Source organism: Chryseobacterium vaccae (assembly GCF_009602705.1).
In the GTDB taxonomy this organism is placed as follows: domain Bacteria; phylum Bacteroidota; class Bacteroidia; order Flavobacteriales; family Weeksellaceae; genus Chryseobacterium; species Chryseobacterium vaccae.
Map to the genome: position 1 here is coordinate 2,491,492 of NZ_VSWH01000001.1, position 15,381 is coordinate 2,506,872.

A 15,381-nucleotide genomic window follows, 5' to 3' on the forward strand; every position below is an offset into this window, starting at 1 on the left:
AAAAATCATAAAATTATTTTTAACTATTCTAAACAAATACTTACATTTGCGCCTTATTTAAAACTGTTCTACATAAAAATAAAATGAAAAGACAACTACTTTCTTTAGGCCTTCTATTTACCGCTGTTTCATTGGGCGCACAGCTAAAAAACGTTGAGGCAGATACCATTAGAACCCAAACTATTGAAGATATCAATCTTCATAAAACAGGGAACCCGAACCAGGCTAGGACTTTATCTACAAAATCCAACCTGACGGTAATGGAAAATCCACAGGCAATTGCCATTGTAACGCATGAAATCATTGAGCAGCAACAGGCCAAACAGTTAAGTGATGTTCTTCAGAATGTAAACGGAATGTATGTTACGTCTTCAAGAGGAAACTCTCAGGATAGTTTTGGAGGAAGAGGCTATATGCTGGGGAATGATAATATGTTTAAGAACGGTACCAGAATTAACAGTGGTGTTTTTCCTGAAGTAAGCGGTTTAGAAAGAGTGGAAGTTCTGAAGGGAGCTAATGCTATGCTTTACGGAAATACAGCAGCTGGTGGGATTATCAATATGATCACCAAGAAGCCTAAATTTAATTTCGGGGGAAGTATCGGCATGAATGCAGGAAGCTGGAATTCTTATAAGCCAACTGTGGATATTTATGGGCCGTTGTCTAAAAATATAGCCTTCAGAGTAAATGGTGCTTATGAACATTCTGAAAGTTTCAGAGATATAGTAGAATCTGAAAAATATTATTTCAATCCATCATTCTTATTTAATATCAGTCCAAAATCACAATTAATTGTAGAAGCAGATTATTTAAAAAATAATTTCACACCGGATTTTGGTTTGGGAACTATTACCAACAGGGATAAAAGCTATTCATTAGTTACCGGGCTGCCAAGAAATGCATTTTTAGGAACAGACTGGCAATATCAGAATGTAGAACAGGTTTCTACCAATGTTACCTTTAATCACCAGTTTAATGAAAAATGGTCATTAAACACAGTAGCGTCTTATCAGAATTATACGAAAGATTATTTCTCTACAGAAAGAGTACAATGGGAATATGCTCCTGACAGCAGACTGGCATGGAAAAGACCGTTGAACAGAACATACAACGAGCAGAACTATACTTCATTACAGGCAAACATTAATGGTGAGTTCAATACAGGAAAGATCAGTCATAAGATTTTGATGGGAGCAGATGCAGATTATGGTACTGCAGATGCTTACACTTACTATAACCCTTCCAACGGACTTACCTATGGTTCAAATTATGTGTATGGTACCAACGGCGGTAATAGTCTGCTTTACCTGGATGATCCTGCCACATGGGCTGGCGGAGCTATTCCAGCAGCGGAAAAATCTGATAAAACCCGTATCAATACAAGAAGAATTGGGGTATATGTTCAGGACTTCATCAGCCTTACCAAACAATTTAAAGTGATTGCAGGTTTACGCTGGTCTTATATTGAGAATATGCCAACCCTCAATACTAAGTTCAGAACCGATCTTAAAACTGAAACTCCTAATTCAGCGACTTCTGATCAGGCTGTATCTCCAAAAATCGGGTTAGTGTATATGCCTGATGATAATTTATCTGTATTTGCAACCTATACCAATTCATTTGCGGCCAATGCGGGATATATGTCTAATGAAATTGATAATCTTAATACTACAGGAACAGCAAATGATGTAGTCAACAGAGTAAGATTGCTGTCTAAACAGGCGATAAGACCTACAACCATTGATCAATATGAAATCGGTGCTAAGAAAAACTTCTGGAATAATGCGCTGGCAGTAAATTTAACATTGTATCAGATCAACAACAATAATACCTACCAAAACTATTTTTATCTTGATGCAGCCGGAAGCCCACAGACTCCAGACAGCAATTTAAAAGAATTCGCAGGAAAAACCAGAAGCCGCGGGGTTGAATTGGATATTACCGGAAATCCTAATGAAAACCTTTCCATCATCGGAGGTTTCTCATACAACAATACGGTTTATACCAGCACTCCGGAAAAAGGGTATGTTGAAAACCAGAGACTGGTAAGAACTCCGGCCACAACAGCCAATCTATCTGTTTTTTATAAATTCTCCAATTATGTGAAAGGCTTGAAAGTAGGAGCCGGAATTTATTATATCGGGGACAGGCTAGCAGGATGGAATGATTCAAAATCAACAAATGTAAGCAGAAATAACGTTACCAGAATGTTTGAGCTGAAAGATTATATGACGGTAACTCTATCTGCTGGATATGACTGGAAAAAATTCTCTATCCAGGGGAAAGTGGGTAACTTATTCGATGTCGTAAACTATAATGTTCACGAAAATTATTCTGTAAATCCTATCACCCCGAGAAACTTCTATTTCACATTGACTTACAAGCTATAGGAATTAAATATTTATAATAATTTCATCAATCAAAGTGGAAATTGCATTTTTGCAGTTTCCGCTTTTTGAATTTAAAAAAACAAACAATACGATATGGACAAGATTAAAGACACGAGAAGTTTCATGAGAATCACCCATCGATATCTGGGTTATTTCCTTGCCGGAATTATGGTAATTTATGCGGTGAGTGGTGTACTGCTCGTTTATAGGGATACTGATTTTCTGAAGAAAGAAAAAAAGTATGATAAAACCGTAGCGGTTCACCTTTCAGAAAAGGAATTGGGAAAAGAACTGAAAATTAAAGGGCTGGAAGTTGAAAAAACAGAAGGTACTATCCTTCACTTCAAACAAGGAACTTATGATGCTTCTACCGGAAAGGCAAAATACGCTAAAAAGGAACTTCCTTTTGTTCTGGATAAGATGGTAAAACTTCATAAATCCCAATCTAAGGAACCGCTATCCCCATTGAATACATTCTTTGGAATCTCTTTATTTTTCTTTGTTATTTCAAGTTTCTGGATGTTTAATCCTAAAACTAAAGCTTTCAAAAGAGGAATTAAATTTACCATTGCAGGACTGGTAATTTCGATTATTCTATTGTATATCTAAATTGTAAAATCTTCAAAAATTTAACTAAATAATTCCTATTTTCATTCTTCTAAAATTAACACTTATTCTGAGTTTTTATCTAAAATTAAGAATCTTGGCACATTTCTTGTTTTTTTTTCTTAAGTCTACAAATGATAACATTTAATTATTAAAATAATAAATTATGAAAAAACTAATTTTTGCAGGGATATTGGCAGCAGGTTTAACAACAACCGCTAATGCTCAGATTCAAAAAGGTAACTGGCTGGTAGGAAGTAGCCTTTTAACAAGTAATTTCGGATTAAATACTGGTGGTGGATACAGCGTGGCCCTTCAGCCAAAAGGTGCTTATTTTATAGAAGACAATGTTGCAGTTGGGGGATATGTTAATTTAGGTATAAGCAAAGTTACAAACGGAAGCCCAACCAGATTTGATTATGCGGTAGGTGGATTAGGACGTTACTATCTATCTCCGGGTGAAAAAGGAGTAGATAATTTATTAAATCACGGACGTTGGTTCTTTGAAGGTAACGTAGGTATCGGAGGATCATCTGTTGAAAACGGTAATTCTACAACAGGTCTTGACTTCGGTGTAGGTCCTGGTTACTCTTATTTTATTACTCCAAATATCGGACTAGAAGGTCTTGTTAAATATCAGGGACAAACTGGTTTTGGTAGTGAAGGTTTAAATTCAAATATTACATTCAACGTAGGATTCAGTATTTATTTACCTACTTCAAAAGCTAAAGACATCGCAAGAGATGTAAAATAATCATTTTACACTAACTGATACAAAATTGAAAGCGCCCCGGAAATATTTCCGGGGCGCTTTTCGTACAAATTAAAACTAAACTATAAAAAATCAAATAAATCATGTATTGGGCTGGGGCGTATATCTCAGATACGGCTTTATTTCTGTTACTCCTTTCGGAAATATTTTCCGGGCATCTTCTGTAGAAATGGTTGGAGGTACAATTACATCATCACCGTTTTTCCAATTGACAGGAGTGGCTACTTTATGAGAGTCAACCAGCTGCAGGGAGTCTAATACTCTGATAATTTCATTAAAGTTTCTGCCTGTAGAAGCCGGATAGGTAATAATCAGTCTTACTTTTTTGTCAGGATCAATAATCAGCAGAGAGCGTACGGTAGCCGTTCCTGAAGCATTGGGATGAATGAAATCATAGAGTTCAGAAATTTTCCGGTCTTTATCAGCAATAATAGGAAACTGTACTTCTGTGTTCTGCGTTTCATTAATATCTTTAATCCAGTTCTGATGATCTTCTACTCCATCTACACTCAAGGCAATTACTTTTGTATCCCGTTTCTCGAATTCAGATCTCAATTTTGAGGTATATCCCAATTCAGTAGTGCATACAGGTGTATAATCAGCAGGATGAGAGAATAGAATTCCCCAGGAGTTTCCTAAGAATTCGTAAAAATTAATATCTCCTAATGAGGTCTCTGCTTTAAAATCCGGTGCGGTATCTCCTAGTTTGATTGACATATTATTTCATTTTATTAGTCTACAAATTTAGTAGACTTTTTGAAACTGGCAAAACTTTTGCTAAAAATTAATATATTTATTTAAAAATAATTTATTTATGGAGAAAACAGGGCTCAGTTATGTAGATATGGTTTACAAAGTATTGGAAAACTGGTATATAACATTCGCCGAACTTACCCCTAAACTGATTGTCGGAATTCTGGTATTTACCTTCTTTCTTATTACCAGTAAATATTTAAGCCAGATTGCGGTAAAATTATTCCATAAATTTTTTCCTAAGAGCCAAAAAGAAAGTTCTCTGGTAACACTGATTGGTGTATTCCGGTTTTTGATTATGCTGATGGGATCCTTTATTTCCCTGGAAATTATGGGCTTCAGCGGATTCCTTTGGAAATTTATCGGAAGTCTAGGGGTAGCCGGGGTTATTGCCGGGGTTGCGTTGAAAGATCTTGTCTCAAGTATTTTTTCAGGAGCACTTATTGGTATAGACAAAGCTTTTAAAGTCGGGGATTATATTACCATCGGGGCCCATTCAGGAACGGTTCAGGAGATTGGTTTTTTAACGACAAAAATTCTTACAGATGATGGAAAGAAAGCTTATATTCCCAATCAGGTAGTATTCAATGCACCTTTTTACAACATCACCGCTTCGCCACAGCGCAGAATCATTTTAAATTTTGAAATCCCTGCCGATGAAGATATCAGCAAAGCACAGAAAGGTATTCTTGATGTGGTAAAAAACCTTGAAAATGTTGATAAACTGGATACCGCAGAAGTGATTTTCACAGATCTGAAGCAGGGTTCATTTAACCTTCAGGTTAAGTTCTGGATTAAAATAGGGGCCAATCTGGCGCAGATAAAAAGTAAAGCCTATCTGAATATCAAAGAACGTTTTGATGCGGATAAAATTCTGCTGGTAACGCCTACGAGTATTAACATTACTACCGGGGAAAATAGTTTACCGGAAAGTCAGGATAAATAATTTTTTATTTCCCGCAGATCGCTCAGATTTCACAGATCTTTGTTAATATTTTTCCTTCTTTTGATTTTCCTAATACAAGAAAACCGTCCCACAAGTGAGACGGTTTTCTTATTTATTTAAAAATTTTAGATTATGCTAAAACTTCTTTTACTTTGTTTGCAGCTTCTTCTAAAGTAATTGCAGAGTGAACCGGAAGACCAGACTCGTCAATTAATTTTTTAGCTTCTACAGCGTTAGTTCCCTGTAATCTTACGATCAATGGAACCGGAAGGCTTCCCATAGCTTTGTAAGCATCTACAACTCCCTGAGCTACTCTGTCGCATCTTACGATACCTCCGAAGATATTGATCAGGATTGCCTTTACGTTCGGATCTCTTAAGATGATTCCGAAAGCAGTCTGTACTCTCTGAGCATCAGCAGTACCACCTACGTCTAGGAAGTTAGCCGGGTTACCACCTGATAATTTGATGATATCCATTGTAGCCATTGCAAGACCAGCACCATTTACCATACAAGCAACGTTACCATCTAGTTTTACGAAGTTAAGACCAGCTTCACCAGCTTCAACATCCATTGGATCTTCTTCTCTTGTATCTCTTAATTCAGCTAAATCTTTGTGACGGAACAATGAGTTGTCATCCAAAGTTACTTTAGCATCTACAGCGATAATTTTGTTATCAGAAGTCTTCAATACAGGGTTGATCTCGAAAAGAGAAGCATCTATTCCTGTATAAGCATTGTAAAGAGAACCAATGAATTTCACAAATTCTTTGAAAGCATTCCCTTCAAGACCTAGGTTGAAAGCAATTTTTCTAGCCTGGAATCCCTGAAGACCTAAAGCTGGATCAATGATTTCTTTGTGGATTAAGTGAGGAGTTACTTCAGCAACATGCTCAATATCCATTCCTCCTTCAGTAGAATATACGATAGTATTTTTACCTTCAGCTCTGTCTAAAAGAATAGAAACATAAAATTCTTTAGTTTCTGTCTCACCTGGATAATATACATCCTCTGCAACCAAAACAGAATTTACTTTTTTACCTTCAGCAGAAGTCTGAGGGGTAATAAGCTGCATTCCGATGATGTTCTGAGCGTTTTCTTTCAACTTGTCCATGTTTGGAGAGAACTTTACACCACCACCTTTACCACGACCACCTGCGTGAATCTGTGCTTTTACAACCCAGCCTTGAGCTCCGGTTTCAGCAGTTAGTTTTTCTGCAGCAGCAACAGCTTCGTCTACATTGTTTGCAACGAAACCACGTTGGATGGCTACTCCATACTTTGATAAAATCTCTTTTGATTGATACTCGTGAAGATTCATATTATTTTTATTATTTTATTTTAAAATTTAAAGGTTGACAAATTTACTAAAAACAGATGAAATATCAATTTTTATTTTAAAGAAAGCAATGCATTCTGAAGAAATTTAAAGGAGATAAAAATCATGTTTTTGACCTGAAAAAAGGACTATAGACAATCTATCGTTTTTTATCCTACAATTCCAAATTTTTTATTCATAAAATCAATAATTACAATTTTGTCCATGAAAAAAACGTTTCCTATAATTCCGTCAATCCCATCCTGTTTCAAAGAAAAATAATCTTCATCTGTATACCAGAATTCCCGGGTTCTGAAATATTGATTTCCAATCTGAATCTTTTTATCTGTTTCCACCGCTTTTACAACCAGTGGATTGTTGAAATTACGAATATTCAGTTCTTCTTTATACTTTGACTGGTTAATCAGGTCTGCAAAATTCTGTTTGTAGGTAACAATCGGAAATATGCTGGCTCCACTGTCATACTGAAAATTGTATATTTTATTTTCAACTTTCAAAGGAATAACCGGTTTGTTGTTTTTGATCTGCATGGTGACAAAATCAGCCTTAGATTCTAATTTCCGGCTCAATTTATTGCTTACTGTGATCTTCTTGCCAGGAAAATCAATCACAAGATATTTGTTCTGAAAAATATCAGCGCCCACTATTCCACAAACTTCTCCCTGATCAAAATTTAAAAGCCCCTGCAGCTTATAGTTCTTTATAGCATACTGATCGATACTGAAATTCTGATTTTCAACAAAAAATACCGGATGTCCGGCTGCATCGGATGTGGGATCTATTTTTTTAGTTTTCAAAAGCTCTGTATTTTCAAAGCATTTATCATAGATCAGCGTATAATTGGCTCCCAGATCGAAGTGGAAAGGATAGGTTTTATTTTCGATGGTAAAAGGAACACTCATCGCAATATGATCAATTAATTTGTTTCCGATAGAGTCTTTTTCCCATTTGAAATGGATGGTCTGTGCATTGACTGCTGCGGACAGAGCAAGAAATACTGATGAAATAATGGTTTTTAGTTTCATATGTGATTCAAATATATTTAAGAAATCATAGTTAATTTTCAAATATGCAACTATTTATAAAGTCAGCAAAGCTTTGGCAGAGTTTTAACTGATTATTAACCTAGTGATACAAAAAAAGCTCTCCGGTTAAGGAAGGCTTTGTGATATTCATAAGATTATTTATTTTATTCCTCAGTCTGTTTTTCCGACTGTGAACCGATAAACGGAATTCTTGGAGCCAGAAAATATCCGGTTAGACTCGCAAAAAGAATCGGTACAAAATAGGTAAACCCGGTAAGTGTTCCCAGAATAATGGTGGTACTCATCGGTGTACGGGTAACACAAGCATTGATGGCAGCCATACAGCTCACAATCGCTAAAGTAGTATCTACATTCGGGAACAGATTGTGAATAATTAATCCTAATGTTGTTCCTACAAAGAACAGCGGAATAATAAAGCCTCCTCTCCATCCTGAGGTTACCGTTATGGCAATCGCCAATATTTTAAAAACTAAAATAATGATCAGAAAGTTCAACGCAAAATTTCCGTTGATCAGTTGATTAATTTCGTTGTGTCCAAAATATCTTGTAAGGGGAAAATAGTAAGCAATAATTCCTAAAATAATTCCTCCTGTTAATGTTTTAATAAAGATTGGAAATTTTCTGTACTCAAAAACTTTTTTGAAAAATTTCACCACAAAAATAAAGATCCATCCAAAGGCTGTGGCCACTACTCCGAATAAGGAAGCATACAAAAAATCATACACTCCGGTATAGTGATAAGCCTTCAGATTCCAGGTTGCCCCGATTCCCAGATGAATAATCAGAGTAAACATCAGATAACTGAAGCAGCTTGCTACCAATGCAGGGATAATCGCTTTGTAATATTCCACTGCATGTTTATGATGCAGAATTTCAAGGGAAAAAAGACTTCCTCCAAGCGGTGCTCCAAACAGGGCTGTAAATCCGGAAGCCATCCCGGCAATACTCAAAGAACGCAGCTCTTCCCCTTTTAATCTGAAAATTTTCCCAAGCCATGTTCCGGTAGAACCGGTAACCTGCACCAAAGGAGCTTCCGGTCCCAGACTTCCTCCTGATGCTACACAAAAAAGCGAGGAAAGAATCATTGACGGATTGTTCTTCGGATCTAATTTTCCTTTATTGAATCTGATGTTATTAACAATCAGGTGAATTTCTCCCGGATCGCCGATAAAATGAATAACCAGCCCGGCCAGAAGACCACAGATCGCCATAGTGGGAATCACCATCCATCCTTGGAATTCAGCCAGAAATTCGGTAAAGTGCTCTAAAACGATCCAGTAAAGTCCGGCTATAATGCCGCCTACCAAACCTGTAAAAGCCCACATAAAAAAAGTACGGCTAAATACAAAAGGATTGAATCTTATAGGCTGATCCAGAAGATTGAATGTCTGTATTAGACGTCTTCTTCTATTGATCTTCATTTCTAGATTTTATTTTTGGCGAAATAAAAAATCAGCATTCCCCAGCTTAAGATCATCAACAGGCCTCCAAGTGGGGTAATTGGACCTAAGAATTTCAGATTTGCTCCTAAATAATCCTGTAAACTCAGGAAATAGATGCTTACTGAAAATAAAAATGTTCCTGCAATCATCAGGATGGAGGTCCATTTTTCGGAAGAGGTTTCAAACTTCAGGATATATCCGATGATCAGTAAGAAGAACGCCGCATACATCTGGTATCTTACTCCGGTTTCAAAACTTTCCAGTCTTTCCACAGATAATATTTTCTTTAAGGCATGTGCTCCAAATGCTCCCAGGATCACTGAAAGCATTCCATAGACTGCTCCAAAAACTAAAGTAACTGTTTTCATTTTATAATTCTTCTAATTCTAGGGTTAAATATTTTTTTGTTTTATAATCCTGCCAGGTTCCGGAGATTTTATTTCCTTTTATATCTGCTTCTACGAAACCTTTCAGCATCCATTGCCTTGTCTCTTCACTATAATAATCACTTTCTGTAAGCGAAAGATGGCTGCCTTTCAGCTTTCCGTGCCATTCGATCAGTTTTTTATTTTTATCATACCAATATACCGCGGCAACGGAATTATCATCCTTATCGCCATAAACCTCTTTAATTAAAACAGTTATCGGATATTTCCCGTCAATTTTTCCTTTATACAGCTTATTGAGCAGGCTTGTTTTTTCCACCAGATCAGATCCGTTGAGTAAATTCTTGGCATAAGGGCTCAAATACTTGTCCAGATCTTTGTACGAAAACTCCACCACGTGTTCAGCCAGTTCATCCAGTGCCCTCATCGCATGATTGGAACATCTTTCTGTAATAAATTTTATCTTGTCTGTTTTGAAATAATATCCAATACTTACTAATGTATAGTTTGTATAACATTCTTCATACATTCCAATCTGGCTCAGAATTTCTTCAGTCTGCTTAGGCTCGGCTTTCAACCGGACAATAAAATCATTAATTTCCTTTTTTACTCTTTTCTGAATTAAACTTTCTATTGTTTTAACAGCCTCTGGTCTGAACAGATCCTTGGCATTGATGAGATTCCCTGTCCGCAGATCAAAATTTTTCCAGAGAAAAAAACTTTCCGGGTAAGCCCCTGAACTTTCACCATCCATAGCGATACTCAGGATATTCTTCGGCGTATCCATTTTTTCCCAGCTGTAAAAATGAACATAGTTGGCGCCTTCTCCCCCTGAGACAAGATTAAAAGGGTTCCCTCCTGCTCCTGGAACATATTCCAGTTGATCTACCTGTAAAAGCGTATTAATTTTATTGGCTGCAACAGGCTTTTCAGCATAGGTAACAACAGGAAAATAGCGGTTTTCAGATGCTGGCTGCAGATGGGATATTTTCACATTCTTCTGTTGTGAAAAGCTTAAAACTGAGATCAGTGTACATAACAATAGGGTTCCTTTCATTATTCTGCTTTTACGTAGTATAAAAAAATTCCTTTTACCAGACTGGAAATTCCCAATATAATCAAGACATTGGAAACTTTTTTAGGATCAATCAGACTTTCCCACGACATTTTTCTCAGAACAGTTCCGAGTATAATTAATAATATGGGTATAATGAGTTGCCCCATTATTGTGCCCTCATTCGGTTAAACTCATTGATCACTTCGTGGTGGCTTACCGTTTTATCTTTAAAATAAGTTACAAAATGCTGTTTTTCTTCTTCCGTAGCTCCTAATTGATTTAATATATTCAACAGGTGCATTTTCATATGCCCTTTCTGAATTCCGGTGGTTACCAGAGAACGAAGCGCTCCAAAATTCTGGGCCAGTCCGGAAACTGCCAGAATACTCATTAATTCCTGTGCAGAAGGTTTTCCCAGAAGTGCTAAAGAGAATTTTACCAACGGATGAAGATTCGTCAGACCGCCTACAACTCCTACGGAAATCGGAAGATCAATCCAGAATCTGAAAATCCCGTTATCTGTTGTACAATGAGTCAATGATCTGTACTGTCCGTCTCTTGCGGCATAGGCATGGGCACAGGCTTCTGTAGCTCTGAAGTCATTTCCTGTAGCAATCACCACTGCGTCTACTCCGTTCATTACCCCTTTGTTGTGGGTTGTTGCACGGAAAGGTTCTATTTCGGCAATGGTAACGGCCTGCTTGAATTTTGAAGCAAATTCTTCAGGAGAAATTCCGCTATCGTCTTTTAAATCTTCCATTTTACAGGAAACCTCAGCTCTTACCAGACAGTCCGGTGTGAAATTGGAAAGAATATTCATCACGATCTGAAGAGAATCTTTTTCTTCTTTTGTGAAGTCTTCGCTTACTGCCACTTCCTGTCTCAACGTTTTTCCAAACTGCTCCAGACAAGAATTGATAAAGTTCGCTCCCATGGAATCTACTGTATCAAAGCTGACTTTAAGCTGGTAATAATTCGGCATTTCTGCGGTTTTATCTACCAGTTTAATATCTAAAATACCACCGCCACGTTTTCTCATGTTTGCGGTAATATCTTCTGTAGTTTCAAATAATTTTTTCTTTAAGCTGAAATTAAAAAAATGAAGCAGCTTATGAGGTTCTACATTGAATACGAAATGGGTATGTCCTAATTTTTCGTTGTTGATGATCGTTGTTTTAAAACCACCTTTATCGATCCAGAATTTAGCAGCTTTGGAAGCGGCTGCTACTACTGAACTTTCTTCCACAGCCATCGGCAGGGCCAGTAATTTACCATCGATTAAAAAATTCGGGGCAATTCCGTAAGGCATATAAAAATTGGAGATTGTATTTTCAGAAAACTCCTCATGAAGCTTCTGAAGATCAGCATTATCGTTCCAGTATTGTTTCAGTATAGTTTGATATTCCTCGTTTCCTTCAAGATATTCATTAACGAGCCAGTCGATCTTCCCCTGCTTGGTCAGCTTGGAAAAACCTTCAATTGGTTGATGATTCATAATCTAATTTTAATGAAGCGTAAATATAGTGATTTTGAGACAGTGTTTTGTGGATAACTTCTATGAAAAAAGATTGATATTTATCAATTTTGGAACTAAATTTGAACAAAATTCAGATACAAATTATAACACCTCTTCAAAAATATGAACTTTGAACGCCTGAAAGAAAAACTTGAAATCCTTGCCGATGCCGCGAAATACGACGTTTCCTGCTCATCCAGCGGAGGAACAAGAAAAAATAAAAAAGGCGCTTTGGGCGACAGCTCCGTAAGCGGAATCTGCCATACCTATACTGAAGACGGACGATGTGTTTCCCTGCTCAAAATTCTGCTGACGAATCATTGTATCTACGACTGCGCTTACTGTGTATCCCGAAGTTCCAATGATATTAAAAGAGCTGCTTTCACCGTGGAAGAAGTGGTTGATCTTACCATCAATTTTTACCGCAGAAATTATATTGAAGGACTGTTCCTAAGTTCCGGGATTTTCAAAAATGCAGATACCACCATGGAACGCCTTGTGAGGGTAGCCAAAAAATTACGTCTGGAAGAAAATTTCAACGGATATATTCACTTGAAATCCATTCCCGGAGCAAGTGATGAACTGATGGAAGAAGCTGCCCTGTATGCAGACCGTCTTTCCGTTAATCTTGAAATTCCCACAGAAAGCGGACTAAAATTACTGGCACCGGAAAAGAACCGTCAGGATATGATCAGTCCGATGCGTTATATTCAGAAAGGTATTGATCAATACAAAGACGAAAAGAAAATTTTCAGAAAGGTCCCTAAATTTGCTCCAGCCGGACAGTCTACCCAAATGATTGTAGGAGCCACCAATGAAAATGACCTGCAAATTATAAAAGTTGCAGATCATTTTTACAGAAATTTCAACCTGAAAAGGGTTTATTATTCGGGGTATGTTCCTGTTCTGGAAGATAAAAGATTACCATCATTAACGACAGAAGTTCCTATGCTCCGTGAAAACAGATTGTACCAGTCGGATTGGCTGATGAGATTCTATGGTTTCAAAGCAGAGGAAATTTTAGATCCGAATATTCCTTTCCTTGATCTTGAGATTGACCCCAAATTAAGCTGGGCGCTCCGGCATCTGGACCAGTTCCCTATTAATCTTCAAACTGCCGATTATCAGATGATTTTAAGGATTCCCGGAATTGGAGTAAAAACCGCACAGAAAATTGTCAATGCAAGACGTTTCCAGGTTCTGACAATGGACCATCTGAAAAAGCTGGGCGCTGCTGTGAACCGGGCTAAATATTTCATCGACTTTAATGCGGGAAATGCTTATCTGAGATATCTTACGGATAAAAATTTCAGGAAATTGCTTACAGCAGGAAGCTCTTCCAAATTCCACAATCAATTTTCCCAGCAGCTGAGCTTGTTTTAGTTTTCCAAATACTCTTCTGCAAACTTCACCCAGTCTTCAATACTGCTGTCGAGGTAAATCTTTAATGAAATGAGCCTGATCATAGTATTGATTATGATAAGCAACTGCAGCCAGTGAATTTTCCGGTTTCAGGAAGTCATTTAAAACATTCCTGAATCTTAATGTTTTTAAATATGACTTGGGATTCTGCCCCAGCTGACTTTTAAACAACCGGAATAATGTTGCTTCACTTATTTTAAGTTCTCCGGAAAGATCATCAATATTTAAAGCTTTATGGCTATTAATCAGGATAAGGGCCTCTTCTATTTTCCCGGGAATATTATCTCTTAAGTTTTCACAAAGAAAATATTCCAGTTTTTCTGCTCTTTTGGGGAAATCAGTTATTTCGAAGATTTCTTCCAGAATGTTTTTGCCTGTGGGGAAAATATCATCAATACATGTTCAGATTGCATAAGATCATCATAGGATGCTCCGGTAAAGGCTCTTAAAGCAGAGGAATGGAAGACAATACAAACCTGGTCAAGTGAGGAATGGATATTGACGTGAAAAGGCATTTTATGAAATCTGTACAGCCTGCTGCTAAAAGTATTGCCGATTTCAATATCACAAAAGCTGGTTTCTGCCCCATACCTATACGAAACTTTGTTATGCTTATAGATCGCCAGACAAAGGTTGGTATTCGGAAAAGTAGTATATTCTAAAAACTCATGATCCGTCTTTTTGAAAAACAGAAAATACTGAATGTATTTCTTCAGGATCTCATTTTTAGGTTTTATGATAACTGAATTCATTGATTAGGTCTGAATTTTATGGTATCTTCGTACTGAACTTGAAACCGGATTCTGAAAGCCTAAATTTAAATAAACTTTCTTTTGTCTGAAAATTTTTAAAACCTGTTTAAGGATTCAGGATTAATTTAATCAACATTTTACTCATGATTACCCTTCTCTATGATGGAAGCTTTGACGGCCTTTTCACCGCAGTATTTGAAGTTTTTGAATACCGCTACAAAGATATAGAAATCATCAGCAGGGAAAATTTCAGACAGGAAAATATGTTTGCAGAAATTCATGAAGTGATCACACAGCATGAAAAAGCAGAAAGAGTACTGAATAAACTTGAAAAACAAATTGAGAAGCAAGGCATCCGGGAACTGCTGAAAGTTTATTTATCTGAAGATCCTGAACGTGAAAACCTCATTCTGTCAGCCGTTAAGCAATCCGTACAGCATCCGGAAGAAAATATTCTTCATAATTATGCGGATCAGGACATCCTGAAGATCTCAAAGATCAGTAAATCCGTAGGCCGGGAAAGCCACAGAATGACGGCATTTGTCCGGTTTGAAAAAATGCAGGATGGTGTTTTCTTTGCTAAGATAGATCCGGATTTCAACGTACTTCCTCTCATCAGAAAACATTTTACAGACCGTTATCAGGATCAGAAATGGATGATTTTCGACCTGCGGAGAAACTATGGTATTCTCTATGATCTTGAGACATCCGAATTCTTTTACCCTGAAGAACGATTAAATTTAAATCAGTACCAACAGCACTTCCATGACGAAGAAAAAAATTACCAGACGCTATGGCAGCGGTATTTTACTAAAACCAATATTACAGAAAGGAAAAATTTAAAACTTCATATTCAGCATGTCCCGAAAAGGTATTGGAAATATCTGACGGAGAAGGGATAATTTGAAGATTTGAAAATGGAATCATTTGAAAATTGGAGTCTATTAAGCTTAG

Annotated in this window: 15 protein-coding genes; 6 read left to right on the plus strand and 9 right to left on the minus strand. The window is 37.0% G+C overall.

The window, feature by feature from the left end; all coding sequences use genetic code 11:
• The first annotated feature begins 83 nt into the window (after window positions 1-83).
• The 3 genes from FW768_RS11315 to FW768_RS11325 all read left to right on the plus strand — a co-directional run bounded on the left by FW768_RS11315 (window position 84) and on the right by FW768_RS11325 (window position 3,750).
• Window positions 84-2,390 carry a TonB-dependent siderophore receptor gene (locus FW768_RS11315; RefSeq protein WP_153395486.1) on the plus strand — a complete coding sequence of 769 codons (2,307 nt, stop codon included), beginning with the start codon at window positions 84-86 and terminating at the stop codon, window positions 2,388-2,390.
• Between the two features lie 93 nt (window positions 2,391-2,483).
• A complete protein-coding gene (locus tag FW768_RS11320; protein WP_153395487.1) occupies window positions 2,484-2,999 on the plus strand; it encodes a hypothetical protein in 516 nt (171 codons plus the stop codon).
• A gap of 163 nt (window positions 3,000-3,162) precedes the next feature.
• Window positions 3,163-3,750: a hypothetical protein gene (locus FW768_RS11325; protein ID WP_153395488.1), complete on the plus strand. Its 588-nt coding sequence runs from the start codon at window positions 3,163-3,165 to the stop codon at window positions 3,748-3,750.
• Between the two features lie 99 nt (window positions 3,751-3,849).
• Here the strand turns inward: FW768_RS11325 and FW768_RS11330 are convergent, their stop codons facing one another.
• Window positions 3,850-4,485 (minus strand): peroxiredoxin, encoded by a 636-nt coding sequence (locus FW768_RS11330; RefSeq protein ID WP_153395489.1) that lies wholly within the window; start codon window positions 4,483-4,485, stop codon window positions 3,850-3,852.
• A gap of 97 nt (window positions 4,486-4,582) precedes the next feature.
• Between FW768_RS11330 and FW768_RS11335 the strand changes: the two genes are divergently transcribed.
• Window positions 4,583-5,467: a mechanosensitive ion channel family protein gene (locus FW768_RS11335; RefSeq protein ID WP_153395490.1), complete on the plus strand. Its 885-nt coding sequence runs from the start codon at window positions 4,583-4,585 to the stop codon at window positions 5,465-5,467.
• A 130-nt stretch (window positions 5,468-5,597) separates the two neighbouring features.
• On the opposite strand, the gene sucC is transcribed toward FW768_RS11335, so the two are convergent.
• From sucC to FW768_RS11370, 6 genes are all read right to left on the minus strand, one after another.
• Window positions 5,598-6,788, minus strand: coding sequence for an ADP-forming succinate--CoA ligase subunit beta (sucC, locus tag FW768_RS11340; protein WP_065395119.1), 1,191 nt, complete (start codon window positions 6,786-6,788; stop codon window positions 5,598-5,600).
• Window positions 6,789-6,955: 167 nt separating this feature from the next.
• Window positions 6,956-7,831 carry a hypothetical protein gene (locus FW768_RS11345; protein WP_153395491.1) on the minus strand — a complete coding sequence of 292 codons (876 nt, stop codon included), beginning with the start codon at window positions 7,829-7,831 and terminating at the stop codon, window positions 6,956-6,958.
• Between the two features lie 164 nt (window positions 7,832-7,995).
• On the minus strand, window positions 7,996-9,273 hold the full coding sequence (locus tag FW768_RS11350; RefSeq protein WP_153395492.1) for a chloride channel protein: 1,278 nt from the start codon (window positions 9,271-9,273) through the stop codon (window positions 7,996-7,998).
• A 2-nt stretch (window positions 9,274-9,275) separates the two neighbouring features.
• Window positions 9,276-9,662 (minus strand): DUF423 domain-containing protein, encoded by a 387-nt coding sequence (locus tag FW768_RS11355; protein WP_153395493.1) that lies wholly within the window; start codon window positions 9,660-9,662, stop codon window positions 9,276-9,278.
• 1 nt (window position 9,663) lies between these two features.
• Entirely contained in the window at window positions 9,664-10,737 is a 1,074-nt protein-coding gene (locus FW768_RS11360; protein WP_153395495.1) for a hypothetical protein, read from the minus strand.
• A 166-nt stretch (window positions 10,738-10,903) separates the two neighbouring features.
• Entirely contained in the window at window positions 10,904-12,232 is a 1,329-nt protein-coding gene (locus FW768_RS11370) for a hydroxymethylglutaryl-CoA reductase, degradative (protein ID WP_153395499.1), read from the minus strand.
• Between the two features lie 144 nt (window positions 12,233-12,376).
• Here FW768_RS11370 and FW768_RS11375 point away from each other — a divergent pair, with 144 nt between their 5' ends.
• The gene (locus tag FW768_RS11375) at window positions 12,377-13,636 is read left to right on the plus strand and encodes a putative DNA modification/repair radical SAM protein (RefSeq protein WP_153395501.1); all 1,260 of its coding nucleotides are present in this window, start codon (window positions 12,377-12,379) and stop codon (window positions 13,634-13,636) included.
• Between the two features lie 36 nt (window positions 13,637-13,672).
• Here the strand turns inward: FW768_RS11375 and FW768_RS24010 are convergent, their stop codons facing one another.
• Both FW768_RS24010 and FW768_RS11385 read right to left on the minus strand, forming a co-directional pair.
• Window positions 13,673-14,071 (minus strand): helix-turn-helix domain-containing protein, encoded by a 399-nt coding sequence (locus tag FW768_RS24010; RefSeq protein ID WP_153399876.1) that lies wholly within the window; start codon window positions 14,069-14,071, stop codon window positions 13,673-13,675.
• Window positions 14,017-14,427 (minus strand): hypothetical protein, encoded by a 411-nt coding sequence (locus tag FW768_RS11385; RefSeq protein ID WP_153395503.1) that lies wholly within the window; start codon window positions 14,425-14,427, stop codon window positions 14,017-14,019. Before FW768_RS11385 ends, FW768_RS24010 begins: the two co-directional genes overlap by 55 nt.
• Window positions 14,428-14,570: 143 nt before the next feature.
• Here FW768_RS11385 and FW768_RS11390 point away from each other — a divergent pair, with 143 nt between their 5' ends.
• Entirely contained in the window at window positions 14,571-15,329 is a 759-nt protein-coding gene (locus FW768_RS11390) for a TIGR03915 family putative DNA repair protein (RefSeq protein WP_153395505.1), read from the plus strand.
• The last annotated feature ends 52 nt before the right edge of the window (window positions 15,330-15,381 follow it).